At 43.2% G+C, this 26,809-nt stretch carries 18 protein-coding genes; 8 read left to right on the forward strand and 10 right to left on the reverse strand.

Annotated features, from left to right (window positions below):
* Positions 1 to 224: 224 nt before the first annotated feature.
* Positions 225 to 551: a YbeD family protein gene (locus CXF62_RS13595; protein WP_320158009.1), complete on the reverse strand. Its 327-nt coding sequence runs from the start codon at positions 549 to 551 to the stop codon at positions 225 to 227.
* A gap of 240 nt (positions 552 to 791) precedes the next feature.
* The gene (locus CXF62_RS13600) at positions 792 to 1,718 is read right to left on the reverse strand and encodes a bestrophin family protein (protein WP_102094797.1); all 927 of its coding nucleotides are present in this window, start codon (positions 1,716 to 1,718) and stop codon (positions 792 to 794) included.
* Positions 1,719 to 2,412: 694 nt separating this feature from the next.
* Between CXF62_RS13600 and CXF62_RS13605 the strand changes: the two genes are divergently transcribed.
* Positions 2,413 to 3,912, forward strand: a complete 1,500-nt coding sequence (locus CXF62_RS13605; RefSeq protein ID WP_102094798.1) for a SulP family inorganic anion transporter — start codon at positions 2,413 to 2,415, stop codon at positions 3,910 to 3,912.
* Positions 3,913 to 4,187: 275 nt separating this feature from the next.
* Here the strand turns inward: CXF62_RS13605 and CXF62_RS13610 are convergent, their stop codons facing one another.
* From CXF62_RS13610 to CXF62_RS13640, 7 genes are all read right to left on the reverse strand, one after another.
* On the reverse strand, positions 4,188 to 4,496 hold the full coding sequence (locus tag CXF62_RS13610) for an ArsR/SmtB family transcription factor (protein ID WP_101204781.1): 309 nt from the start codon (positions 4,494 to 4,496) through the stop codon (positions 4,188 to 4,190).
* 543 nt (positions 4,497 to 5,039) lie between these two features.
* Positions 5,040 to 5,540 carry a DUF2798 domain-containing protein gene (locus tag CXF62_RS13615; protein ID WP_197707721.1) on the reverse strand — a complete coding sequence of 167 codons (501 nt, stop codon included), beginning with the start codon at positions 5,538 to 5,540 and terminating at the stop codon, positions 5,040 to 5,042.
* A 33-nt stretch (positions 5,541 to 5,573) separates the two neighbouring features.
* The gene (locus CXF62_RS13620) at positions 5,574 to 6,368 is read right to left on the reverse strand and encodes a siderophore-interacting protein (protein ID WP_102094799.1); all 795 of its coding nucleotides are present in this window, start codon (positions 6,366 to 6,368) and stop codon (positions 5,574 to 5,576) included.
* Positions 6,369 to 6,384: 16 nt separating this feature from the next.
* The gene (locus CXF62_RS13625; protein WP_102094800.1) at positions 6,385 to 6,828 is read right to left on the reverse strand and encodes a MarR family winged helix-turn-helix transcriptional regulator; all 444 of its coding nucleotides are present in this window, start codon (positions 6,826 to 6,828) and stop codon (positions 6,385 to 6,387) included.
* Positions 6,829 to 7,228: 400 nt separating this feature from the next.
* Entirely contained in the window at positions 7,229 to 9,151 is a 1,923-nt protein-coding gene (gene rpoD, locus CXF62_RS13630) for an RNA polymerase sigma factor RpoD (protein WP_101204784.1), read from the reverse strand.
* 530 nt (positions 9,152 to 9,681) lie between these two features.
* The gene (locus CXF62_RS13635; RefSeq protein ID WP_102094801.1) at positions 9,682 to 11,901 is read right to left on the reverse strand and encodes a DNA primase; all 2,220 of its coding nucleotides are present in this window, start codon (positions 11,899 to 11,901) and stop codon (positions 9,682 to 9,684) included.
* A 139-nt stretch (positions 11,902 to 12,040) separates the two neighbouring features.
* Positions 12,041 to 13,222, reverse strand: a complete 1,182-nt coding sequence (locus tag CXF62_RS13640) for an outer membrane protein assembly factor BamD (RefSeq protein WP_102094802.1) — start codon at positions 13,220 to 13,222, stop codon at positions 12,041 to 12,043.
* 758 nt (positions 13,223 to 13,980) lie between these two features.
* On the opposite strand from CXF62_RS13640, the gene CXF62_RS13645 reads away from it, so the two are divergent.
* Complete coding sequence (locus CXF62_RS13645; RefSeq protein ID WP_228153253.1) at positions 13,981 to 15,216, forward strand: RluA family pseudouridine synthase; 1,236 nt, start codon at positions 13,981 to 13,983, stop codon at positions 15,214 to 15,216.
* A gap of 40 nt (positions 15,217 to 15,256) precedes the next feature.
* On the forward strand, positions 15,257 to 16,135 hold the full coding sequence (locus CXF62_RS13650) for a purine nucleoside phosphorylase YfiH/LACC1 family protein (RefSeq protein ID WP_102094803.1): 879 nt from the start codon (positions 15,257 to 15,259) through the stop codon (positions 16,133 to 16,135).
* Between the two features lie 235 nt (positions 16,136 to 16,370).
* Here CXF62_RS13650 and CXF62_RS13660 read toward each other — a convergent pair whose 3' ends face one another.
* Complete coding sequence (locus CXF62_RS13660) at positions 16,371 to 17,624, reverse strand: YeeE/YedE family protein (RefSeq protein WP_102094804.1); 1,254 nt, start codon at positions 17,622 to 17,624, stop codon at positions 16,371 to 16,373.
* A 737-nt stretch (positions 17,625 to 18,361) separates the two neighbouring features.
* On the opposite strand from CXF62_RS13660, the gene CXF62_RS13665 reads away from it, so the two are divergent.
* The 5 genes from CXF62_RS13665 to guaD all read left to right on the forward strand — a co-directional run bounded on the left by CXF62_RS13665 (position 18,362) and on the right by guaD (position 26,768).
* The gene (locus CXF62_RS13665) at positions 18,362 to 18,979 is read left to right on the forward strand and encodes a flavodoxin family protein (RefSeq protein WP_102092149.1); all 618 of its coding nucleotides are present in this window, start codon (positions 18,362 to 18,364) and stop codon (positions 18,977 to 18,979) included.
* Positions 18,980 to 19,910: 931 nt separating this feature from the next.
* Complete coding sequence (locus tag CXF62_RS13670) at positions 19,911 to 21,623, forward strand: xanthine dehydrogenase small subunit (protein ID WP_102094805.1); 1,713 nt, start codon at positions 19,911 to 19,913, stop codon at positions 21,621 to 21,623.
* A gap of 96 nt (positions 21,624 to 21,719) precedes the next feature.
* On the forward strand, positions 21,720 to 24,293 hold the full coding sequence (gene xdhB, locus CXF62_RS13675) for a xanthine dehydrogenase molybdopterin binding subunit (RefSeq protein WP_102094806.1): 2,574 nt from the start codon (positions 21,720 to 21,722) through the stop codon (positions 24,291 to 24,293).
* Entirely contained in the window at positions 24,286 to 25,257 is a 972-nt protein-coding gene (locus CXF62_RS13680) for an XdhC family protein (RefSeq protein ID WP_102094807.1), read from the forward strand. The genes xdhB and CXF62_RS13680 overlap by 8 nt, the downstream gene beginning before the upstream one ends.
* 104 nt (positions 25,258 to 25,361) lie before the next feature.
* Positions 25,362 to 26,768, forward strand: a complete 1,407-nt coding sequence (gene guaD / locus CXF62_RS13685; RefSeq protein WP_102094808.1) for a guanine deaminase — start codon at positions 25,362 to 25,364, stop codon at positions 26,766 to 26,768.
* Positions 26,769 to 26,809 lie beyond the last annotated feature (41 nt).

Here is a 26,809-nt window from a genome sequence, read left to right on the forward strand (position 1 = left end):
ATGGGATAAGGGTTAGACGCAAATGCGGTCAATAATAAAATTTTTGTAAAAATATCGTAAGATTTACTTTTCATTCTCTCGGTTATTGTCGACTGATAATGCGAGTCATGGCGGCAATAATGCGGGCGCAGATTGTACATCAAACCACAAAAAATCGCCACCCGTATCTTATTACTAGCGAGTGACGATTTAGACTAAAAAGGCATTAAAGTTTTTTATGCGACTTATAAAACAATACGAACCGTTTTTGCATTATCCAGTGATGCATAAAGCGCATTCACTTGCTCAGCAGCGGTTAGGTACAAATTGACCCGTGCCGAGTGAAAACGACCTGTTTTAGATGGCTTAACTTCGATAGACGCCAAATCAAAATCAGGGAACTGGCTACCCAAAATTAGCTTTACTTCATTGAGCAAACTCTCACGCTCGCCTTCATGACCGATGATGCTTAGTGGGTAGTTCATCGGGAACTCCCAAAGCTCTGGGTTTTGAATATCGGTCTTTTTGCCTACCAATGCGCCTTTATTTGGCGTCAAATCAGTGACTTTCACTGATGGCTGATTGCTGGTTGGGTTATTTACATTGTTGTCGACGTTGTCGTTGTTATTTTTTGAATCATCACTCATGATATGAGCCTCACTTTTATAGATAATATTTTTGAATAAATCAGCTGGTTAGAGTAGAGATTTTACCTACAGTATCTTTGTCTGCTATTTATAGTGGCGTGCGGTAGATTATTCAAGTTACGTTTGCCGCTCGTTTATTGTATGGCGCTTAGATGACGGCAATATTTACGGCAAATAACCATCAATAGGCATAATATCAGTCGGCAGATTGGTCTCTCCCAGCGCTTCTCGCAGATTGATCTCGATAGTGCGGGACAATGCCGTCAATGGAAGTTGGTTGGCTGCCAAACCAAACGGCTCTTCTAGCTCTTCACTCAATGCATCTAACCCAAAAAAGGTATAAGCAATCACGGCACAAACCAAGGGCGTTGCCCAACCAAGCGAGGCGACCAAGCCAAAAGGCAGCATGATGCAATACAAGTAGGTCGTACGATGTACCAGCAGCATATAAGCAAAAGGTAGCGGTGTGTTATGAATGCGCTCGCAGGCTGCCAAGACAATCGTCATAGAGGTCAGGCGCTCATCCATGTTTTGGATGACTTGCTCTGAGACCAGTCCTTGACGCCGAATATCGCCGAGATGCTTACCCATGAGGCGCATTATATGGTCAGGGACATTTTTTGCTTGATGCATACCATCATGATCTACCGCTGTGACAAAAGGCTTAATATCCGCCCAAGGTGGCGTACCACGCAGCCTGTGGCGTACAGCATGTGCAAAAGCAATGGTCAGATATACCATGGTGCGCTGAGTCTCACGACCATGCTCGTTGTCATCATCTATAAAGGATAGGACTTGGCGCGTTAAGCTGCGAGCATCATATACCAACTGGCCCCATAGCATCCGTGCTTCCCACCAACGCTGATAGCTGGCATTATTTCGAAATCCCAAAAACAGCGATAATGCGATGCCCAATAAGGTAAAAGTGGCGATACCATAATAAGGAAAAGAGTCAGGAATCCAGTGTTGAATAATGGTAATGGTTGTACTAAGGATGGTAACCAATAGCAGCTGCGGATATATTTTTGGAATGATTGAACCGCGAAGGGCGAAAAATATCTTAAACGGGTGGGGTGTTTGCCGGACAATCATGTCAGCTTCCTAGCGATGGGGTATATGGAGACACTATTCAATGTCTCGTGTAATTCTAATACAGAATCGAGTTCTGTAAAGCCCAAAAGGCTATAAATTTATTCAAACTAAAGAGTAAGGTGATTACTTAAGCTTGATAATTGAGATAGCTATAGGAGTTAAATCCTCGCCAAAAGAGCGATGTTTTTATTAATCTACTTTATGTATGTTAAAATGACGCGAAATATCACTTCTTAACTCTATAAAAGCTGCCACCACAAAGATGAATACGCCACCCTAGCTGTACCCCTCCTCAGTAATGATTGCTTCCTATAGCAATTACTCTTATAAAGCGTCTGACGCTTTTTCTTGTGCGCACGCACTGCTTTAACGTTTGTATCACTATTCGATATATCTAGTGGATCATAAAAATTATCCCACTAAAAATATGTTATGACGATAACTCGATAACTATGCTCGTTCACATTTTTATATTTATCATTTGATAGGCAATGGGCAACGTGTCTGGATATCAAAGGGTATAAACAGAGATGTGCCTAGATAGCAAAGGATCTAAATAAAGATGTGTCAGACTTTTCATGTGAGATGATTTTTAACTACTTTTTAGATACTTTCCAATTAGATGTTTTCTAAATAATGATTAGATACCTCGTTTATTGACAGACTAAAGCAGTTCCCCAAAACTGAGTTAAATATGTTAAATACAATTAAAGAGCATTGGCTATCCAATGCGCGCGGCGATGTCTTGGCTGGCATGGTCGTCGCTTTGGCGCTTATCCCTGAAGCGATTGCGTTTTCTATCATTGCCGGTGTCGATCCCCAAGTAGGGCTTTATGCCTCGTTTTGTATCGCGGTAGTGATTGCGTTTGTCGGTGGTCGTCCAGCGATGATTTCGGCGGCGACTGGTGCGATGGCGCTACTAATGGTGACGCTGGTCAAGGATTATGGATTGCAGTATTTGTTAGCAGCCAGTGTGCTGACAGGTGTTATACAGATTATCTTTGGCTTCTTAAAGCTGGGGAATCTGATGAAATACGTATCGCAATCCGTAGTGCTCGGCTTTATCAATGCCTTGGCTATTTTGATTTTTATGTCGCAGGTTCCTGAGCTGATGCCGCAGGCAGGTTCAAACCTAGTACATGTTTACGGTCTTGTGGCGCTAGGTCTAGTTATTATCTATGGCTATCCATATATTCCAAAGATTGGTAAAGTGATTCCATCGCCATTGGTCAGTATTGTACTGGTCACGGCTATAGCCATCTTATTAGGTGCAGAGGCTCGAACCATCAATGATATGGGCCAGCTGCCTGATACCCTGCCGATGTTTTTGATACCTGATATCCCGTTGAACTTAGATACGTTGATTGTTATTTTTCCGTATTCTATCAGTTTGGCGATAGTGGGCTTACTTGAGTCTATGATGACCATGACGATCGTAGATGATTTGACTGACACCAAAGGCGACCGTACGCAAGAGTGCAAAGGTCAAGGTATTGCCAATGTGGTTAGTAGCTTTTTTGGCGGGATGGCAGGCTGTGCGATGATTGGGCAGTCGATCATCAACGTCAAATCAGGCGGTTATACACGTCTCTCTACCTTAGTAGCAGGCGTGTTTTTATTATTGATGGTAGTGTTTTTAAGCGATTGGCTAAAGATTATTCCAATGGCCGCATTGGTCGCTGTAATGATTATGGTATCTATCGGTACTTTTAACTGGGGCTCTTTTAAAGAGCTAAAAACTAAGCCGCTGCAAAGTAATGTGGTCATGATTACGACCGTTGCTGTGGTGGTCGCAACGCATAATTTGGCCTATGGCGTATTGATTGGCGTGCTGCTCTCAGCATTGTTCTTTGCCAATAAGATTGAGCGCTATATGAGTGTGCATAGTCACATGAATGAAGCAGCGCAAACGCGTTATTATCGAGTGGACGGGCAAGTGTTTTTTTCATCAGCAGAGCGTATGATTGATTCCTTCGATATTAAAGAATCTGTCTCTAACGTGGTCATTGACGTGTCGAGCGCGCATTTTTGGGACGTGACAGCAGTCGCCGCCATAGATAAAGTGATTATTAAATTTCGCCGCGAAGGCACGGAGGTAGAGCTCATTGGTTTGAACGAGGCGAGCCAAGCGATGATAGACAATTTCGGTGTGCATGATAAGCCAGGTGCTGAGCAAAGCTTAGGCGCGCATTAAATTAGCTACGTATTAATAGTGTCATATTGATAAATACAAAAAATCTGAGTATATCTCGGCTTTTTTTGTGCAGATTAAAACCTGATTAGAAGACTATATTCTTTTATGAATGAATATTTTAGAAGGCAATAGATGATCAGAAGGGACAAGATAGCTAGAAGAGAAGATGATGATAATTTAGAAAATGGTGTGATATTGAAATAGTTAATCGTTATATTGAAATATCTAGATGTTATGTGGTAAAACAAAATGACTCTAAAGATTATGAGAAATTTTTAAAGCTTCAACAGCTCTTTTTCAACTTCATTGAGAAATGCTTCGATGTTAGCTTCATGACGCTGATAAAACGTCCATTGTCCATGGCGTTCGGACGTAACCAATCCTGCTTTTTTTAACACACCCATATAATTTGAAATGGTTGATTGCGACAATCCAGCTTTTTCTTGGATGTAGCTAACGCATACACCATCCAGATTAGCATGCTCTGGTAATGACGCTGGAAAGTTCGACCTGTCCTTCAACCACTTTATGATTTGACGACGCATGGGGTTGTTAAGTGCAGATATTATGTTTTCTGTATTCATAAAATGTGTGATATCGATACCTAGTTAATAATCAACAACTGTCAGAGTGGAACATTAGATTTTTAGTTTACTCATTATGAGTATAAACACTAAAGCGGAGTAGAACCTATTTACCGCCAATGTGCCAACCATATACAAATAAACGGCTACTAGTAGGATACTGCTTATAACTAGCGTTTATATTCTGACTATACGTTTCTATAACAGTAGAGTATACAGCCAAAACTAGATTAATTATGACAGTTGTACTGTCTAGTCATCGGAATATTGTCGAATAGTAACAATATATGACGAGTAAAAAAAGATTGTTTCAAACCGTATTTAATACTAAAGGTTGTTACGACTGACTTATTAAATACACGTTAGTTCTTTGCCAAACCAGCAGTAAAATAGTATTAGAAAGCTTCTGATATGACAAGGGCGTGTTGAATATTCAACACGCCCTTGATGCTTTATGTTCTTAAATTTTATTAAGCTTTTTTATTAATCTGGTTAGCGTCGCGGCAGAGTGCCAAAAAATCTAATAAACATAGTCGTGATATTTTAGCTTTTTAGAAATGCCTCAATTTTTGGTTTAATAGTCATAGAAACAATGACCATTAACGTCAATCCTACTGGTAATGCAACTAGAAACCCTTCTAACCAACCGTTCAAAAATGCTGTTTGATTAGCAAAACCGATCGTCTTTGAGGCAGTACTAAAGGCCAACATAGACTCCATTATGCAAGCCATCAACACACCTGTGATGAGATTGCGTTTGTACGCTTTGGTATTAGGTAGCTTGTGATTAATAAATTTTATGACCAGACCCATCAGTAAGAAGCCAATCGGCATAATCGCATACGCTGCAAGTAGCGCTCTAGACCAGTCTATAAAAAATGTATCGGAATATCCGACATTCATATAGGTCATCACACCTGTTAAGAGACCACCTATGACAGTCATTAAGGCAAGTATTAATAACACTTTGTAGAGCAACGGTGTTTTTTTAGTGCCATCAATGAGCAAGGACTCGGTATTTGCCGGCATCGTATTTGGAGCCATAGTCATTTTCCTATCATCATAAAGAGCGTTTAATTATTCGTTGTTTTTTTCTGCCTGTCGATCGCTTACAGATTGGTCTTCTGCAACACCTGCTTTCCAGTAAGAAAAGGCATATAGTTCATCCTTAGACCACTGTTGCTCGACCTTTAGGTAATGACGAAGGGCTTTGACAGATGAGAATTCGCTAGCGATATAAGCAAAACGGCTCTGCTCTGCAGTTGGCAAATCGAGAGATTTTACTGTGTCGATTAATTGACTGCCTTGCGTTGGATCTGGGTTGTGTAACCATGTCATGGTGATATTGGCCGCTGTCGGCAATTCTTGCTCATCTTCTGTACCGTGCACTTCGATGATGCATTGACCAGTCGCACTGGCAGGCAAGCTTTCTAATATCGAGCCGAGCACTGGTATCGCTGTGGCATCGCCAATCAGTAGAAAATAATCTGCATCAGGACAAAGCGCTTTGGTTTTAGGCTTCATTAAGATACCGATCTCGTCGCCAACCTCAGCATGAGTGGCCCAGCCTGAAGCGGGTGCCTCATCACCATGAGCGACAAAATCAATCCAGATCTGTTGTTTTGCTACATCGGCGCCGCGATGAGTATAAGTGCGAACAACGAATGTAGTATTGTCATTTAGGTCAATTGGCTGAGCTTTATCGATGGGAATAAGCACTTTATTGTTTGCGCCAACTGTCATGGTCGCGATATTGGCAATAGTATCTGCTTGGCCTGTTAGGTATATACGAATGTAGTGCGGAGTAATCATTTGCTTGTGAGCAACGGTCATGATTTCGCGTACAGGTTTTTGATTTATTGTGTTATTCATACGGATCTGTCCTTACTTATTTATCGATAGTCTTGCTGTTGTTAACGTTATCTATCATGGTGCGACTGACACGGAAAAATAACGCAAGCTCTACGAGGCTTAAATCTTTCGTTAATTGCTGTCTTGTCCATTCTTCTGCTGCATCAAGCTTTGTCATAACTTCTTCGCCTTTAGAGGTCAGCTGTAGTAATTGGCTGCGACCATCAAGCGGGTTATCTGTCTTCAAGATTAGCTCAGCCGCCAATAGATCATTTAAGGCGCGGGTGATTTGCGCTTTGTCTCGCTGTATATGTTTAGAGATTGATAGCGCAGTGCTATTCGGGTTATAACAGACACCTTTTAAGGTTCTGATATTAGTCACGGACAACTCGACACCTTGCTGACGAATGCCTTCTAGCAGTAGATTGGTATAGGTATGCATCAATTGATGTAGTGTTTCGCTCAATGAATTGTTAGACATAAAAACTCTTTGATATAGTTGATAGAAGCAACTATATAGAATAAGGTTGATAGTGTCAACTATAAAGTGGTTTTTGAAAGAGTGTGTCTATCTATAATTTGATAATTTTGAATAAGAGAAGATAGTAGAAGGTAAAGTAAATAGGGGTGTATATTGAACGAGGAGCTCTCGGATTAAAGGGATTTATGACTAGGAAACTTGGTAATTAAGGATCTTTATAATTAAACAGCTTTGCAATTAAAAAAATTGCAATTAATAAACACAGTGATTAATAAGCACATTGATTAATAAATTCTATAACTAAAAAAGCAGGCACAAAAAAAGCTGAGATATACTCAGCTTTTTTATTTTTAATCACTATCTGAAACCTATTAGCTAGGCTCAGTATTTCTCTTCGAGTTTAGTCGTTTTCAAGGAAAGAGCGCAAGTGCTCAGAGCGTGATGGATGACGCAATTTACGCAATGCTTTTGCCTCGATCTGACGAATACGCTCACGCGTTACATCGAACTGTTTACCGACTTCTTCCAAAGTATGATCCGTTGGCATATCGATACCGAAACGCATTTTTAGGACACGCGCTTCACGTTCAGTCAGGTTACCCAATACATCACGCGTCGCTTCTTGCAGACCAGCAGCAGTCGCATCATCAACAGGGCTTGAAATCGTACCATCTTCGATAAAATCACCTAGGTGCGAATCTTCATCATCACCGATAGGGGTTTCCATAGAGATAGGCTCTTTAGCAATTTTCAGCACTTTACGGACTTTAACTTCGTCCATCTCTAAGCGTTCGCCTAATTCCTCAGGTGTTGGCTCGCGGCCCATTTCTTGTAGCAATTGACGTGAGACACGGTTTATCTTGTTGATCGTCTCAATCATATGCACAGGAATACGAATGGTGCGCGCTTGGTCAGCGATCGAGCGAGTAATCGCCTGACGAATCCACCAAGTAGCATAGGTCGAGAACTTATAACCACGGCGATATTCAAACTTATCAACGGCTTTCATCAGACCGATATTACCTTCTTGGATAAGATCCAAGAACTGTAGGCCACGATTGGTATATTTTTTGGCGATAGAGATAACCAAACGTAGGTTAGCTTCAACCATTTCTTTTTTCGCGCGGCGCGCTTTTGCTTCACCAACAGCCATACGACGTGCCACATCTTTCATGTCGTGGATTTTCATGTCGAGCTGCTGCTCGTAATCACGAATACGACGTTGAAGTAAAATGACGTCATCAGTGACTTTTTCTAGCGTACCAGCAAATGCAGGCTTACCTTTGATACGTTCAATCAACCAATCAACATTGGTTTCATTGCTAGGGAAGGTCTTACGGAACTCTTCGCGCGGCATACGACCACGGCGAATCACCAAACGCATGATTTGACGCTCTTGCTTACGCACGTCGTCGTAGACGTCATGCATGATAGCCATGACTTGGTCTGACAAGCGATTGTTTAGCTTTAGCATCATAAAGCGTTCAGCAAGTAGGGCATACGCGGTATCAGCCTGTACGCTACCACGGCCATAATCAAGCAATGCTTGCTTGGCTTTAATAAATAGATGCTCGATCTCTTCTAGGCGTAAACGAACTTCTTCTGGATCAAGACCGCTGGTTTCTTCTTCAGCTTCGTCTTCAACGTCATCTTCATCTTCGTCGTCATTATCAAGCGCGGCTGCTTTCGCATTGACCTTAGCTTTGATAACCGGTGGGTTTTCTTTTTCTTCTTTGATGCGTTCACGCTCTTCTTTCGCCGCTTCCTTTGCTTCTTGAGCTGCGATTTTGTCTTCTTCGGTCTCAGGGTCTAAGAAACCAGTGATGACGTCAGATAGCTTTTTTTCGCCGTCTTGGACTTTTTGATACTCGTCAAGGACAAACTGTACGGTACCAGGCCAGTAAGACATGGCATGCTGTACATCACGAATACCTTCTTCGATACGCTTAGCAATGGCAATCTCACCTTCGCGAGTTAGTAGGTCAACCGTACCCATTTCACGCATATACATACGTACAGGATCAGTGGTACGACCAGGCTCAGTTTCAACAGAGGCGAGTACTGCCGCTGCCTCATCTGCTGCCATATCATCATCACTTGAATCATCGTTCATCAAGATGTCATCGGCATCAGGAGCTGATTCAAAGATTTTGATACCGACATCGGTCAGCATTTGCACAATGTCTTCGATCTGATCGCTTTCGGTAATAGAGTCGGGCAGCTGGTCATTCACCTCAGCGTAGGTAAGATACCCTTGCTCTTTGCCCATTTGGATTAAGGTGGCCAGTTGAGATGTGGACTTAGAAACTGACTTATCGTTCATAAATACTCGCTTACTTGCATCGGACATTTTTATATTGTGACTCGCTATCGCTCGCTCTTTGCGTTGATCTTATCAATCGATTGATCAAAATATGGCGTAGAGGTTGTCAATAATATCAAAAATGAGTTGATATGAATAAAGGCTCAAAACACTACAATAACAATGCTGATAAACAGCTAAAAATTAGAAAAGCTAAAAAGACTTCAATACAGTACCTAAAAAAATATAGTACTTAAAATTTAATACTCAAAAATAGTATCTAAAAGCTGATACGTAAAAATAATACCTAAAATTTGTGCTTAACGATGCATGCTCACAATCATTCACCAAGCAGTGCTGTCAATATACAGCGACACAGTTTAACACAGACCACAGTCGTCAAGCACGAGCTAGTGATAGCTACCGACCATTTTTTACTGATTATTTGCCATCAGCTAAATGATTTGGGAGCGACTCATGCTACTGGGCATAATCATTAGTAGTGGGGGCAGCTGCTAGACTTTTAAAGGGTCAACATTTGAAATTAAACATTAAGACTGCACAGTGACCATCTGGGCAGATTGCTCTGCCTGCTGTGCGCGTAGCCAATCATTCAATAATTGGGTTTGTTTACGGACGATCGCAAGCTTAATATGATCAGGGTTCTGTATCAGCTCTTGTATTTTTTTCTTCATGTTGCGCTCAAGCAGCTGGCTGACTAGCTCTTCGATTAGGCCATCAAGCCCCAAAATATTGCGTGCGGTTAGCGCTTTATAGAAGCCGCCCCAGTTACGGCTGAGCATGTCTTGGGTCGCAGGCTTTACGTTTGATAAGATAAAATGCGCCGCTGCATTGACATCTTTTGGTAGGTAATTAAGACAGCGCTTGATGGTGCTTACGATGTCTAGCAGAGCCGCATCTTGCAAGTCTTCCCACGCAAGCGGACGCAGTGTATCAGGCGATGCTTTTTGTTTGATATGAGCAGGTAAGTGTAAGCCATTAATTCCTGACTGTTGCCAAATCGACTCAATAGGGTCGTCGATTAACGCGCGCGGCTGAAACAAAAAGCAAAGCTGCAATTGCTGACTGATGGTCATATCACCATCAAAATCTAGCAGCGCATCTTTGGCCTCGACATTCTGACTGCGTTTACCGCCAAGCTTTTGATAAACATCATTGTTGAGCAAATAGCGAAAGCTACTGCCTTTGGGCAAGGCAGTCGTCAGCGAGCGTACTTGAGACATGAGCTTGGCTTTGCCTTCAGCCAGACTCATGTCATAACGCTCACTCAAGTACGCAAAAATATACTGCGATAGCGGCATGGCATTAGCGATTTGCTCACGCATGGCATCGCTGCCCTGACTCTTAATAAAAGTATCAGGATCATGATTGTTCGGCAGGGTTAAAAACCGTAGCTCTTTGTCATCGGCCAATACAGGCAGCGCAACTTCAAGTGTACGCCAAGCGGCTTTTTGGCCTGCACTATCTCCATCAAAGCTCAAGGTAAGCGTTGGATTGAGTGTCAGTAGACGCGATATTTGGCTTTCATTAATTGCTGTACCCATCGAGGCGATTGCCCCATAGATACCTGCTTGATACAGGGCGATCACATCCATATAGCCTTCGACCACCAGCCAACTGTCTGCACGCTGCTGACGTGATTCATAATAGCCATACAGTACATGCTGCTTATGAAAGACGGGCGAGTCTGAGGAGTTGATATATTTAGGCTTTACTTCGTCATCGAGCGCCCGACCGCCAAAACCAATAGTGCGGCCTTGGTTATCACGAATTGGGAAGATGACTCGGTCGCGCAATAGATCGTAGTCGCGGCCAGACTCTGACTGACGTACCAATCCTAAGGCTTTTAGACCCTCAATATCCTGCGGAAATTGATGTTCAAGATGCTGCCAGCCAAATGGCGCATAGCCCAGACCAAAGGTCTCAAAGATGTCTTCGGTGATACCGCGTGATAAAAAGTAGTGCTTGGCATGGGGATGCGTGGTCAAATTGTGCTGATAGAACTGCTGGATTTGCTCTAGTAGCTCATATAGATTGCCATCTTTATCATCGCTTTGTTCAATACCATGAGTGTCCTGCATACCAGTGCTAGCATCCGTATCTGTCAACCATGCTGGCGGATAGCCACTGTCGTCTGCATGGTTTGGCAAATACGGCTCGGAGGAATACGAGTCCATCGAATAGGACGCTGAATCATACGCCTCTAACGGTGGAAAATTCTCATAGCCCTGATTGTCATCGTAACTGGGCTGGTCTATGTAGTTTTGGTCACTTTGGGCAACATTGTTTTGATGATTGTCTTGATAAATGTCTTGACGATTATTTTGATGGTTGTCTTGATTTGTACCGTCTTGGCTTACTTTGCTATGTTCTACAGTTGGGCTAGGCACATTGTGAAGTGGCGGCGGTGCAATAGGTTTGGGTGCGCGACGTTGATAACTAACGTTTTGCTGCTCTTCTTTAGGTACTTCAATGCCTGTTTGTTTTGATAGTTCATTGACCGCTTCAATGAATGTCAAATTCTCATAATCACGCAAAAAACTGATGGCATTGCCACCGACGCTACAGCCGAAGCAGTGATAGATGTTTTTTTGTGGATTGACATAAAAGGAAGGCGATTTTTCACCGTGAAAAGGGCAGCAGCCTTTATATTCACTACCAGCGCGTTTAAGCGTGGTGTGTTTACCAATGATGCTGATCAGGTCAGCTTGGCTATTTAATTGTTCAAGAATATGGTTAGGAATGCTCATACAAAAAACAGTTTACCATAGGTCGATTATGTTGGGGCAGAGGTAATAAGGTACTGCTAGAAAAATAAGGCCAACATAATGTTGACCTTATTATCAATGAATACAGACTGTGTTAGCTAGGCTAAAAGACTTCACGTAATCAATTATTATCCATATCACTCACACTGTCGTCATTTAGCGTAGTGCGACGTGTTGGATTGGTATTTAGGGGATCGACGTTGGCTTCTCGTGCAGTTGAGCCAGTGCTTGATTGACTGGTCACGCGCTCAGCTGACGCTTCAGGTAGACCTAAGCCTACGCTGATACCATTACGTGCAGCAGCATTATTGGCGACTGGAGTATTAGCAGGCGTCGTGTTTGTTCCTGCTAGTCTCAACTGTGCTGCATTACGAATCATTTGTGTCTTAGTGGCGCCATTATACTCGCCAGATGCGACTGATTTGTCAGTCGTGTTCGAACGACCAAGCTTGCCAAAGGTAATCTTATTGAGCCAAGTACGGTCACGTTTGGTGCTTAATTTCACACTACCGTTGCTGGTTAGCATTTCTGGGTAGTTGATCTGCAACAGCGTTTTGTACTCATTGGCCAAATCGTTTAGACCAAGTTTTTCATGGCTATAAGCTAATACCGCAAGAGCATCTGGGGTTGACTCACTCAGCGGGTAGTACTGGAATACCCATTTGGCACGGTTAACCGCTGCTACATAAGCTTCACGCTCGATATACCAATTGGCTGCGCTCATTTCGCTCTCAGCAAACTGGTTATAGATGAACGTCATACGCTGAGCGGCATCTGGTGCATACGGGCTGTTTGGATATTTATTGATAAGCTCTTGGAAGTTGGCAAAGGCAATACGCAAATACGCAGTATCACGCTCAGCTTGGTTCAGCTTAAAGAGCTTTAGGCTCTCAGATGAACCTTCCATATTGGCAACGCCGCGCACATAGTAGGCGTAGCTGACTTGTGGGTTAGACGGGTAGAGACGGATAAACTGCTCAGCACTTGCTGCCGCCATTTCATACTTGTCGCCTTCATATTGTGCATACATCATATCAAGCAAGGCTTGTTCAGCGTACTGTCCGGTTGGGTAGAATGTGCGCAGATTGGTCAGCTCTTCGATACCTTGGATATAGTGACCTTTGTCAATCTGATTGACGGCCTCGTTATAATATCCTTGCTCTGATTTTTCAGCTGTTTCTACTGCCTCACCATCTTTGGCGCCAGTTAGATTTTTGAAAGTCTGGCAACCCACTAGGTTGACGCTAAGCGCCAGTAGGGTTATTGAGGACAGTTTGATAAACGTATTGCCAACAGCTTGCATACTTCTTCTCCGACACAAGACGCATAATAGCAGCGGCGCTATCATGCTATATAAAAGGTTAGTGATAAAAAACGACGCTAAATAGTCAGCGATCCACCAGCAAAAATTTTTTATCGAATGCAGTTTTTGTTATGACGTATTGTACTGATAGATTGGGTTTGATACATAGTGCTTGTATAATAAGCCAGTCATAGACCACATGCATTTAACCATAATCAAACGGCTTAAATGGCAAACACGGTCAACAAAGTCCAATGCTATTTTTATACTGTATCTAAGTACGGCATTCGCATACAGTGCCATAGCATACAGCAAAACATGACTATACTTTATAGAATAACATTTGCTACGTCTATTTTTTCGCCATCTATATTGTATAGGCAGTTTAACATGAGCGGCTGTCACGAGCGATATCGAATGTCGCTAGCATGAGTAAATATACAGTAAATTACAGCAATGTCATGTTCTAGAGATTTAAGCGATGCATCTTACAGCCCAAAGGTATGCTCAAAAATTAACAGATAGCATGCAGCTTCTATAGGGCTTATGCGTGCAACATGATACACTAGAGCGGTGTTGTCTTCGCTTTTTTGTACCTTGAAGATGGTTATCTGCTACTTATAGGCAAAAAACGATAATCAAAAAACGACAATTTTTTATACTGCTATTTATAATACTATCTTCGAAGTCACCTCACAAAATACTGTCAGGGGCTTTGCCACGTATCAATGTATCAATCCGCTATGAATAATGATGCCATGACTACCAATTTATCACCGAATCAATCGCTAGATACTGATTCATCAGCACAAGAGTCACCAATGCCAAATGATGTTTTGAACAATAATGAGCTACCTGATAATCAACCAATGATGAGTGAGCAAGTGCATGATGATGCGCTTGATAATGAAGAGTTGCTCATCGATGATGGTAATGATCTGAACGATAGCGACATTGATGATAATGATATTGATGACAGCGACATGGACGGCGACGACGATGAAGCCCCAGTAGCGGGTCAAGCTGTACCAGTGATTGTAGATATGACGCATGTGGTCACAGAAGATCAAGCTGGTCTGCGTATTGATAAGGTCGCCTCACAAGCGTTTTCAGACTTTTCACGTGTGCAACTCCAGAACTGGATTACTGACGGCAGTTTGCTCTATAACGGCAGTGTTCAAAAACCGAAAGTCCGTGTCAAAGCAGATGACGTATTGCATCTATCAACGACGTTACAGCAGCATGGCGAAGACCAACCAGAAAATATAGATATCGATGTTGTCTATGAAGACGACGACGTATTGGTAATCAACAAACCTGTCGGTATGGTGGTTCACCCAGGCGCGGGTAATCAAAACGGCACTTTGGTCAATGCATTGCTATATCATTATCCTCAGCAGCATCATTTACCGCGTGCAGGTCTCGTGCATCGTATTGATAAAGACACCTCTGGGTTGCTATTGATTGGCAAAACCAAACCTGCTCAGATGGCACTGATGGAACAACTAAAAGACAAGTCTGTTTATCGTCACTATAAGTGTGTGGTGGCAGGGGACCAAGCAAGCTTATCTCGTCATCGTCGTATCGATGCGCCGATTGGCCGACATCGCAATCAGCGTACTAAAATGACGGTGATGACCGCTGGCCGCGAAGCGGTAACGCATCTACTAAATGTCACACCATTGAACGAAAACTACTGTCTACTAGATGTGGGGCTTGAGACTGGACGTACGCATCAAATTCGTGTGCATCTAAGTCATATTACTTATCCATTAGTCGGTGATCGTGTCTATGGTGGACGTCGTCAGTTGCGCTCTGGATTGACAGAGGCTCAGCGCCAAGCTATCAATAATTTCCCGCGCCAAGCATTGCATGCCTATACGTTAGGATTTGTGCATCCGACGACAGGTGAAGACATTGAAGTAACGACGCCACTACCTGAAGACATGCAAAAACTCATGGCAGTACTAAGCGACGGTTATTATGAAGAGTAAACGCTAACGTTTACTAGATGAGAGGTGAGAGCGAGCAGCCATGACGAACACGTTCCCGATGACAATGATTGCGCAAATTGATGATGTGGCTGTTTTTCAGACGGCTGCTTTTGTGTATGATGATATTGATGATTCTGCTGCTAAAAACCAGCGTACAGGGTATGAGGGTCAGTCAAATTACGGCGAGCTAAATCTAGGTCTGCATGTCAATGATAATGCACTACAAGTATTAGATAACCGCATGAGTCTATTGGCTGCTATCAATGAGCAACTGACAGATAAGTCTGCACAAAATAAGCAGCATGAGGCTATTAATCGCTTACATTGGGTCAGTCAGGTTCATGGTAAACATATTCATGATGTCGATGCTACTACACTGAATATGGCGCCACTGTCTGCTGATGCGATGGTCAGTCAACAAAATGGTCGCGGTCTGGCAATCATGACGGCAGATTGTGTGCCTATCGTGTTATATCAACCTACCAGTGGCAAAATCGCAGCGATTCATGCAGGCTGGCAAGGATTGGCCTGCGGTGTGATACAAGAAACTGTTAATCGCTTTACCGATTCAGGCCCTATACAAGCTTGGATAGGCGTTTGTATCAGTCAGGAAAACTATGAAGTAAATACAGACGTTCGCGATAAACTATTATCTGGGTGTATAGCTAACCAGACGTTATCACAGGCACATATCGATAACTTTGTGTCGCTATTTTCTATATCGTCTTATGATGACAAGATAAAGTTGGATTTACCGAAGCTTGCTGCCATGCAGTTAGAAGCTGCTGGTGCTACAGTCATGAATGACTTACCTGTTGACTGTAGTTACGCTGATACTCACTATTACTCGTATCGCCGTCAGACTCATATGCAGCAACCTGCAACGGGTCGGATGGCACTGGTCATCGTTCGTCGTTAGCAGCTTTATAGTCAGCGAACTACTAAACCGCTACGGTGTTACCCTCCCTAGATGTACTATATGTACAATCTACGGTCGGCTGCCTTGTAGCTGTTTTAGATTTCTTTGACTATATAATAATGAATAGTAGAAACAAAGTGATAAACAATAAAAAAACAGCAGATTATTCTGCTGTTTTTTTATTTGAATGCTACATTTGTATTAATACAAGGTCTGTATCAACACGACATTTGTATTAGCAAACGGAGTCGCTAGATTTTGGTACTGATAAACCAAATAAAGGACGTAAATACAGTGCCAAGAACGTACCTGCCATTGCTAGTATGCCCCAGATATAACCATGTAAGCTAAAAGAAGCGATACCACCGAAATAAGCGCCGATATTACAACCGAACGCGAGACGCGCGCCATATCCCATCATCAATCCGCCAATGACCGATGCTGCAAAGTTACCAGCAGTAATCTTAGTAAACTTGAACAAACCACCCGCAGCAGAGGCGATAAATGCGCCAATGATGATGCCAATATTCAATACAGTGGTTGAGTCAGCAAAGATAGAGGCCTCAAGCGCTGCTGCATTAGCACCTTGCCAATAGCCCCAGCTTGCCACATTCATGCCAAAGCCGCTTGCAATTTTAGAGCCCCATAATGTAAATGCCGAGGTAATGCCCCACGGTTGACCACGTGTAAGTAATGTCAGACCGTTAAGTAAAGCCAAGACGATTGCGGCAGCAAATAGCGGCCAAGAGCCACGAAAAATTCGTTTCCAGCCAGACTCAGAAGGCACGGGCGCCATCTTCGGTGCGTTTCTTTTTTTCTCAACGACTAATGTTACCCATGCGATAATGCCGAATATGGCCAGCGACACCAGCCATGCCCCTGTATAACCAAGACCTGTAGAGGTTGCCAAAGAGAAAGGTGCATAAGCAGGCATTTCTTCTGTCCAAAATGGCAAGTGATAAGCACCAATCGTGGCGCCCACTATAAAGAAGATAAAGGTGATGAACATAACAGAGCGTCCACCGCCTACCGCATAGAGCGTACCAGAGGCACAGCCGCCACCAAGCTGCATGCCGATACCAAATACAAATGCGCCTACGACTAGACTGACCCCTAATGGCGCGACATAACCTGCGACAGGACCGCCAAATAGCGTCGTGCCATAAGCAAGGATTGGCGCAAACAGCGTGACAGCAACCGCCAACATTAGCATGTGAGAGCGCATCGCTTGACCGTTGCCCACTGCCATCATACGTCTAAAAGCAGAGGTAAAGCCAAAGCGGGCATGAAAAAGGGTATAACCTAACAAAAGACCTATGCCAAGTAGCAATGATTGAGAGATATGTTGAGTGACCAGTAGGTACGCAAGCACCATCAATCCTACGATGCCACCACCCATAATTAAGGGTTTTTGCGGTGCATTTAACGCCAGATCATCTCTGATGATAGGATCTTTTGTGTCGTTTACAGGTTGAACGAGAGTAGTCAAGGTAATAGCTTCCTTATCCGATGATGTTATCAGATATTATTTTTATAAGAATTTATATGAGTATAGTTACGCAGGTTTGCAGAATTGGAAACTGTATTTCTGTTAATTTGTTTAAGCAGTAAGAAGCGCTACATCATAATCCTATCGTTATCAATGTAAATACGAAGTGGTTAGAAAAAGTAGAATTAGTATATGATGATATGGAATAAATAAACCGCTGTGTATATGACCTTATATCAATAGTTATCTATAGTGCTGATAATTATAGATTTATTAGGTATCAGGAATTTTTTTGTGTCACATTATCAGTTAACGCGACTGACCCATTTATACAAAATATATTAAAAGTATATGTGATCTGATTAGCCAGACTTTAATAAATAACTTAAAAACAAAAATACGTCTGATACAATGGGCTTGAATTCAATGAAGGTCGTCGCATATATACTGGTATGTATACGCTGACGTATAGAGACTATGTAATTAAAGACAGTGCAGTTAAAGACAGTGTAATTAAAGACTATGCGATTGCTCCATCAACATTGATATTTCTGCCAGTTAAATTGACTCAAAGAAACGTTGCTCGGCTCGATTCTATTGTATCGCCTGAAAGCTTAAGAGCTTGAGCTATCGATAAGCATTTATTGTGAAAGTGAGGCCACTAACTATCGATTGTGGCTAAGTATCCAATATTTTGTAAGTTTATATTCAACCAATTATTTATTATTAGAGTACGTATGAATACACCTGCTAAATCGTCTAACACCTCTACATCTACTGATAACGCGCCTAATGTCTCAATCGCTGTTATCTTCCATAGTAATTATGGGCATACCAAGCGTGTCGCTGAGGCGATAGTACAAGGTGCGCATCAGCAATTGCCAGAAGCGCAAGCCAAAGCTGTCGATGTTTATGATGTTGATTGGGATTATTTAGATCAGGCAGATTTGCTGGTTTTTGGCAGCGCAGTGTATATGGGTAGCGTGACGGCTGAGTTTAAGACCTTTATGGATGAGACATCTAAGCGTTGGTATCATCGTAAATGGGAAGGTAAGTGGGCAGCAGCGTTTGCCAATTCGGGTGGCTTGAGCGGTGATAAACTTGCTGTATTGCAGCAGATTTCTCTATATGCCATGCAACATGGTATGAACTGGATTGGTTTGCCATTGATGCCGACAGGTCATGAGGCTCATGATTTGAACCGTCTGTCTAGCTTTTTGGGTCTAATGACTCAGTCGCTTGATGGCCCACCTGAAGAGACACCAGGTTCGGGCGATATTGATACTGCTATTTGGTTTGGTGATCATCTGGCCAAAACGATTATTAAGCATCAACCAGCTGATGCTAAGCTATAAAAACAGCTAGAACCGACAGAGCGATCGAATAAAAAAGCAGACATTATTGATGTCTGCTTTTTTTTGCGCCAATTTTTATTGAGCGATCAGTGCTATTAAGTGCTAGGATTTTTATGGAGTAACAAGCTTAATAGGGGCGGGCTTCACGGGGATAGGACTGTCAACGAATTGAAACGATTGACAACCTCCTAACAACATCGTTGCCACTAGCAAATAGGTAAAGGCAAATGACTTCATAGTAATATCTCAAAAACGATGCTAGCCCAACGATATGTCACGATTATCCATCATTAGAAATAATAGTAGTGAAGAGTCGGGCTTATTTGCAGACATTATATATAAAAATCAGCTGCTCATAGCAATTTAAAGGCGATATATGTATTTGACACTGTTTTTACGCAAGCTATTATGCAAGCTATCTCACTGTTTGGAGTACGGCTTATCTAACGCTCAGCTTTATTATTCACTATGTATAAAATTAGAAATATTTATAAAAACAGTGTCTGGTTTTGAGTGGCTGAGTAATTAATAAAATCTACAAACCGTATAGATATTCCCCTAGATTTAAGTTATTCACCAATTATTTGCTAACTGTTCGATAGTATCTATAGGCATTTTAACGGGTTGTGTTATAAATAAGAATAGTGATAATATGTTGAAAGCTGACCAAATAGTCAAGTATCCTATAGTACGAGTTTTCTAACAAAATTGTTCGATGCTTGCTGATATTTGCAACCGATTTACCTGATATAAAAAGTGCGCTGTGCTGATTTTTTTATCTCTTAAGAATGTATTAGCAAATAAAACAGAATAACCGTACTTAAAAGGTTGCAGCATGATGTAAACCAAGTGCTTACGTTCAGCATTTAAGCCGTCAAACTCCTTAAGCCTTATGCTTATCTTCATTATTTTATTTTAGCCGAGTCTTGCTATGATTAGTTTTTACTTAAATGGGAAACGCCACGAGCTAACCCAGCTTAACCCTAATACGACGGTGCTTGAGTATCTACGATTGCATGAAGGCCAAACGGATACGAAGGAAGGCTGTGGTAGTGGTGATTGCGGTGCCTGTACTGTGATGGTTCAGCGCCTGCCTAACGCTAGCCAGCAAGTGCTTAATGATGAAAATGGCGACGAAAAAAATGTGACGCCACCGTTCTATACGATTAACTCCTGTATTACGCTAGTGTCGCTCATGAATGGTTATCATCTGATGACGGCTTCTTATTTAGCAGATAATCCAGAACATCATCCAGAACGTGCTCTGCTGCATCCAGCGCAGCAGGCCATGGTTGAATGTCACGGATCACAGTGCGGTTTTTGTACGCCTGGGTTTGTGATGTCGCTAGCTTGCGTTTACGAAAACAATCGTATACAGACAAGTCTAGAAGCAGCAAATCAGGGCGATGCCAAGCAACTAAGCTATGATGAGGTGGTTGCTTCAATCTCTGGCAATCTATGTCGCTGTACAGGTTATCGTCCGATTATCGAGGCGGGCCTATTGATGAGTGATATCGGTCAGCAGAGAGAAGCAGAGCATTCAGCGGTGAAAGACTTGACTATCAGTCTAGCCACAGACGCGATGCGTAGTATAAAAGAATCAGCAGTATCTGAAAACGTGTCAACTGAGTTAAAGAATGAAGAGCCGAATGGTATGGCAGCTGCACTTAATGATGCTGGGCGACAGTTATATATGCCCAAGTCACTAGATGAGCTTAATCAGGTATTAGCTGCCAATCCACAAGCTACGATTTGGGCAGGCGGTACGGATTTGGGATTGAGTGTAACCCAACATTTGGTGGATCACGAGGTGATTATCCAACTTTCAGGTGTTGAGGCACTAAAGTCATGGTCATTACTTGACGCAAAGTCTGACTCAAGCAATGAAAGGTCAGATAACGAGCAAGCTTCTAGCCAATCACTAGTACTGGGTGCTGGTATGAGCTATCAGCAAATGTTGCCTGTGCTTGAGCAATACTTTCCAAGCTTTGCGCAAGTATTTGAGCGTATTGCTTCTCCGCAAATTCGTAATATGGGCACCATCGGCGGCAATATAGCCAACGCATCGCCGATTGGTGACTTGCCACCGATTTTATTAGCATTAGATGCGTCCATACACCTGCGTCATTGTGCTTCTAATTCTAAAGAGTCAGGTAACGATTTAGATAATAGTGATTCGGTTTATACGGATGAGATCATACCTTTATCAGAATTTTTCTTAGATTATAAAAAGACCAAACTGCAAGCAGGCAGTTACGTAGTCGCTATCCATATTCCTCTGATGCATGACAATCAACACTTATTTATTCATAAAATTAGCAAACGCTACGAAGATGATATTTCAGCGTGTCTATTGGCTGCGCGAATCGATGTATCAGCAGATGGCATGATGATAGAGAATGCAAAGCTTGGACTTGGCGGCATGGCTGCCATACCGTTATTAGCCACAACCTGTCAGCAAGCGCTCATTGGGCAAGCGGCTGAAGTTGCGAGTTTTGAGCAAGCAGCACAAGTCTTGTCTGCAGACGTTACGCCTATGACTGATGTTAGAGCTAGCCGTGAATATCGCTCACATGTGGTAAAGCGTCTACTGGTAAAGTGCGGCAAGCAGTTGGTAGCAGGTAGACAGACCGAGACCGCTTAATTAGCAGAGTTGTAGACTGCTAATACGGCCTAATCGCTACATTTGCCAAAAGTAAAAAGAGCATTAATCAAAGCGTACTAATAGAAGAGATCTGCCATGAGCCATCATTCGTCCTTATTTGACAGTTATAGTATCCGCCGCGTGCGTCCGCCAAAAAACAAAATTGGCACCTCGGCTAAGCATGATAGTGCGATTAGCCATGTCATGGGGACGGCGACTTATGTAGATGATATTGCAAAACCGCAAGGTACATTGCATCTGGCAGTAGGTAAAAGTAGCCACGCTCACGCACGTGTATTGAGTATGGATTTGAGCGCTGTCAGAGATGCGGATGGGGTGGTAGACGTTCTAAGCTTCAAAGATTTACCAGCGAAAACAGATATCGGTGCGGTGTTTGATGGTGAGCCACTTATGGTGGATGACATCACAGAGTATGTGGGTCAAACGCTATTTGTGGTGGTGGCGACCAGCCATCGCGCTGCCAAAAAAGCGGCTACCAAGGCAGTGGTTGAATATGAGCCATTGCCAGCGGTACTGAGTATTGATAAAGCGTTAGAGCAAGAGTTGTTTGTGCGTCCGAGTCATTTTATGAAGCGTGGTGACGCGGCGACTGCGCTTGAGAACGCACCGGTTCGCATTGAAGGTCATATTCATATGCGTGGGCAAGAGCACTTTTATCTCGAAGGCCAAGTATCTTATGTCGTGCCTTGCGATGATGGCGGACTAGAGGTGTACACGTCGTCACAGCATCCAAGCGAAGTACAGCAGCTGGTCGCCGAAGTAACGGATTTGCCATTTCATGCGGTAAACACAGTCGTGCGCCGTATGGGTGGCGGGTTTGGTGGAAAAGAGACGCAAGCTGCTGCATGGTCATGTCTGTGCGGTATCGTGGTGAAGCGTTATAACGTTCCTGTTAGTATGCGTCTAGATCGTCAAGATGACATGGTCGTGACAGGTAAGCGTCATGAGTTTGCCAACCGTTACGAAGTCGGTTTAGACGAGTCTGGTCGTATATTGGGCGTCGATATGCAATTGGCTGGCTTGTGTGGCTATGCACCAGATTTGTCTGATGCCATCGTTGATAGAGCGATGTTCCATTGTGATAATGCCTACTATTACCCAGCTGCTCATGTTGCGGGGCATCGCTGCAAAACGCATACTGTATCCAATACTGCCTATCGAGGGTTTGGTGGTCCGCAAGGCCTGATGACTGCTGAATATATGATGGATCATATTGCGTATACCTTGGGGCAAGACCCGCTAAAAGTGCGCTTGGCAAACTTGTATCAAGATGGTCAAAGCACTCATTACGGTCAGACCATTGAGCATTTCGATTTGGCGACAATCATGACCAAGTTGGCAGATGATTGCGATTATGACAACCGCCGTCAACAAATCCTAGAAGCCAATCAAAAAGCTGCCGCTGAAGGCAGTGATAAACGTTTGGGTCTTGCGTTGACGCCAGTAAAATTCGGTATTTCATTTACAGTGCAGACGCTCAATCAGGCGGGTGCATTGGTACATATTTATACTGATGGTAGTATCCATCTCAATCACGGCGGTACGGAGATGGGGCAGGGGTTATATATTAAAATCGCCCAAATTGTTGCCAATGAATTTGATGTTGATTTGGACACGGTCAAGGTATCAGCGACACGTACAGACAAAGTGCCTAACACTTCACCAACTGCCGCGTCATCAGGGACAGATATTAATGGTAAGGCAGCACAGAACGCTTGTCTAAGCATTAAAGCTCGCATACTTGAATTTGCCGCTGAGCATTTCGACGTAGCGCAAGAAGACATACGTTTTGAAAAGAACCATGTCTATATTGGCGATAAAGAAACACTGACTTTTGCTGAAATGATTCAACTGTCGTACCAGAACCGTATCAGCTTGTCGTCTACTGGCTACTATAAAACGCCTAAGATATTTTATGATCGCTCTAAAGCATGGGGACGTCCGTTCTTCTACTTTGCGTTAGGTGCTGCCTGTGCTGAGGTGGAGATTGATACGTTGACAGGTGAGTACAAAGTACTGCGCTGTGATGTATTACATGACGCGGGACAATCGATCAACCCTGCAATTGATATTGGCCAGATTGAAGGTGGTTTTATGCAAGGTATGGGTTGGCTCACGGCAGAAGAGCTGATCTGGAATGATAAAGGAAAACTCGCATCTGATAGTCCTGCCAATTATAAAATCCCAACTGCGCATGACTTGCCTAAGCAGTGGAATGTCAAATTGTACGATCGCAAAAATGAAGAACAGACTATTTATAACTCTAAAGCAGTGGGCGAGCCGCCGTTTATGCTGGCAGCCAGTGTTTGGTGCGCCCTCAATAATGCGGTCGCGAGCCTAGGTGAGTATAAAAAGAATCCAGAGTTGACCATGCCTGCGACGCCAGAAGCGGTATTAAAAGCAGTCATGCGTATGCAAGGTACGCCTTGGGATTTAGAAACTAAAGCAGATACAGATACGGTTGATAGTTTAGTCAAAAACGCAGAAGAAAATAGCGACTTATACAACGACAAAGCAATGCCGCAAGACGTGCGTCATGCCAAAGATATCGATCCAAAAGAGGTGGCAGGCAAACAAACCGATGAGCAGCCAGAAGCGATAGAGCATCCGAATGTCGCAGGGGCAAGAGGTCCTGCGCACAGTGAGTGAGTCATTAGCACCGCCAGTGATCTGGTATGAAGGTCTAGCGCGATATCAGCAGCGAGGCGTGGCTCACGTGTTGGCGACAGTCGTAGCCGTAAATGGATCTGCACCTCGAGCGCTACAGGCAAAGATGATCGTCACGCAAGATGGCATCGTAGACACCTTGGGCGGCGGCGGCCTAGAGCACGATGTTATCAATACGGCACGGCAACTACTGAACGGTGAAATAGCAGCCACAGTATCAAAAGAAGTAAAACCAAAAGTCGCTGAAACTGACGGTGAAAGCACGTTAATACCTTCTAAAGCAGTGCGCCGTGATGCTGTCTACACCAAGCACTACCCGCTAGGTGCAAAGTTGGCACAGTGTTGCGGCGGTAGCGTCACCGTTATGTTCGAATGCTTCAATGTAACGCCGCCGATGTCAGTACTAGTGTTTGGGGCAGGACATGTGGCATCAGCGCTAATGACCATTCTCGCAGAGCTACCTTGTCAGGTAGATTGGGTGGACAGTCGCCCAGAGATGTTTAAGCGTTACTTAGTTGATGAATCTAATACTAATCAATCCACACTTTATAACTTACCAGCGCATATCCGTCCGCATATTGATGATGAGCCTGTAGATTTTGTGCGCCCATTTATCGAGCAGGGTGGTCAGCGTTTTATTCTGGTTATGACTCATGACCATAGTGTTGATTTTGAATTAGTACGGGCGGCATTAGATACTATTTCTGACACTAGCTCATCTGACGATCAATGTTCAAATACTTTGATACCTTACATAGGTTGCATTGCCTCGGCAACCAAAGCCAAGCGTTTTAGAGATCGTTTGATGCAGCGTGGCTACAGTGAGCAACTGGTGAATCAGTTAGTCATGCCGATTGGATTACAAATTGGTGGAAAAGAGCCGATGGCAGTGGCAGTTTCTATCGTGGCACAGCTCCTACAGCAATATCATCAAGCTATTTCTTGAACGGTTCACTCCGTATAATTTTTATACTTGTTATTAAATTATTAAAGCACTCAGTACTATTTATCGAAACGCTCAGGACTACCAAGCCATTGTGAGATCTACGAATGACCCTACATATCTATCAAGCTCGACTGCTACACTATTTGACCGAAAGCGATCGTACTGAGCGTACAACCTCTGATAATTCACAGACATTAGCTGTGGAACGAGACATTACGTTGCTACCAGTGATTGAAGGTGTAGGGGTTTATCCTGAATATATCGCCGATGGTGCGCTTGTCGTAGATGATGTGACAGGATGCATTGTAGAGTATGGTCATAATGAGACAATATTAGCGAAATATACTAATGCCTCTGAGCAAGCAGGACAGTTAGTAGTCAAAGTACATGACTATCGCGACAAACTTATCATGCCAGGCTTTATCGATACTCATGTGCATTATCCGCAAGTAGATATGATTGCTGCTTACGGTGAGCAATTACTTGATTGGCTTAATAATTATACTTTCGTCACTGAGGCCAATTTTGGCGATCCGAAAGTAGCACATGATACGGCACAGTTCTTTTTAAAGCAGTTGCTAGCCAATGGTACGACGAGCGCCATGGTATTTTCTACCAGCCACCCTGAATCAGTGAACGCATTTTTTACGGAAAGCCACAAGCTCAATACTCGTATGATCACAGGTAATGTACTGATGGATCAAAATGCGCCTGATAACTTGTGTGTGCCTGCTGAGCAAGGCATTCGAGATACCCAAAACATCATTGATAACTGGCATGAGCGCGGACGTCAGCATGTGGCTATTACGCCAAGATTTGCCATTACCTCGTCACCCAAGCAACTACAAATGGCAGGTGAGCTGTATGCCAGTTACGAGAGTGTTTATCTGCAGACGCATCTAGCAGAAAACCGTGATGAGATTGCCTTTGTGAAACAACTGTATCCCACTCATAAAGGCTATCTCGATGTCTATGATACGATGGGTTTACTGGGTCGACGCACCACCTTGGCACATGGTATTCACCTTGAAATATCTGAGTATGAGCGTCTGCGTGCGACTGGTACGCAGATATCACACTGTCCGACGTCCAATCTGTTTTTGGGTAGTGGACTATTTAATTTACCCAAAACGTTAAGTTATACCGGTGTCAGTATCGCCACTGACGTTGGAGCAGGGACAAGTCTGTCGATGCTGACGACTCTGTCAGAAGCGTATAAAATCCAACAACTACAAAGCAATCAACTATCCGCTCATCAAGGGCTATATCAAATTACGTTGGGTAATGCCCAGTCGCTATTATTGGACAATAAAATCGGTAACTTTATGCCAAATAAAGAAGCGGATTTTGTGGTTATCGATATGGGTGCAACGGAATTGCTTGAGCGACGTATGACGCAGACCAAGACACTGGAAGAGCAGTTGTTTGTACTAATGATGCTAGGCGATGATAGAGTAATTGATCAGACAGTCATCGCCGGCGTGAGTCGCTATCGTAAATCTATGTCTTGATAAACTAGCGAAAAATATGAATAACGAAAAAGCCCCGTTTA

This window comes from Psychrobacter sp. MES7-P7E, from assembly GCF_002863645.1.
Taxonomy (GTDB): domain Bacteria; phylum Pseudomonadota; class Gammaproteobacteria; order Pseudomonadales; family Moraxellaceae; genus Psychrobacter.

Bases quoted from the DNA above. Each gene is read 5' to 3' on its own strand.
- CXF62_RS13600 (WP_102094797.1), bottom strand. From the start codon at position 1,718: ATGATTGTCCGGCAAACACCCCACCCGTTTAAGATATTTTTCGCCCTT.
- CXF62_RS13605 (WP_102094798.1), top strand. From the start codon at position 2,413: ATGTTAAATACAATTAAAGAGCATTGGCTATCCAATGCGCGCGGCGAT.
- CXF62_RS13610 (WP_101204781.1), bottom strand. From the start codon at position 4,496: ATGAATACAGAAAACATAATATCTGCACTTAACAACCCCATGCGTCGT.
- CXF62_RS13615 (WP_197707721.1), bottom strand. From the start codon at position 5,540: ATGGCTCCAAATACGATGCCGGCAAATACCGAGTCCTTGCTCATTGAT.
- CXF62_RS13620 (WP_102094799.1), bottom strand. From the start codon at position 6,368: ATGAATAACACAATAAATCAAAAACCTGTACGCGAAATCATGACCGTT.
- CXF62_RS13625 (WP_102094800.1), bottom strand. From the start codon at position 6,828: ATGTCTAACAATTCATTGAGCGAAACACTACATCAATTGATGCATACC.
- rpoD (WP_101204784.1), bottom strand. From the start codon at position 9,151: ATGAACGATAAGTCAGTTTCTAAGTCCACATCTCAACTGGCCACCTTA.
- CXF62_RS13635 (WP_102094801.1), bottom strand. From the start codon at position 11,901: ATGAGCATTCCTAACCATATTCTTGAACAATTAAATAGCCAAGCTGAC.
- CXF62_RS13640 (WP_102094802.1), bottom strand. From the start codon at position 13,222: ATGCAAGCTGTTGGCAATACGTTTATCAAACTGTCCTCAATAACCCTA.
- CXF62_RS13645 (WP_228153253.1), top strand. From the start codon at position 13,981: ATGACTACCAATTTATCACCGAATCAATCGCTAGATACTGATTCATCA.
- CXF62_RS13650 (WP_102094803.1), top strand. From the start codon at position 15,257: ATGACGAACACGTTCCCGATGACAATGATTGCGCAAATTGATGATGTG.
- CXF62_RS13665 (WP_102092149.1), top strand. From the start codon at position 18,362: ATGAATACACCTGCTAAATCGTCTAACACCTCTACATCTACTGATAAC.
- CXF62_RS13670 (WP_102094805.1), top strand. From the start codon at position 19,911: ATGATTAGTTTTTACTTAAATGGGAAACGCCACGAGCTAACCCAGCTT.
- xdhB (WP_102094806.1), top strand. From the start codon at position 21,720: ATGAGCCATCATTCGTCCTTATTTGACAGTTATAGTATCCGCCGCGTG.
- guaD (WP_102094808.1), top strand. From the start codon at position 25,362: ATGACCCTACATATCTATCAAGCTCGACTGCTACACTATTTGACCGAA.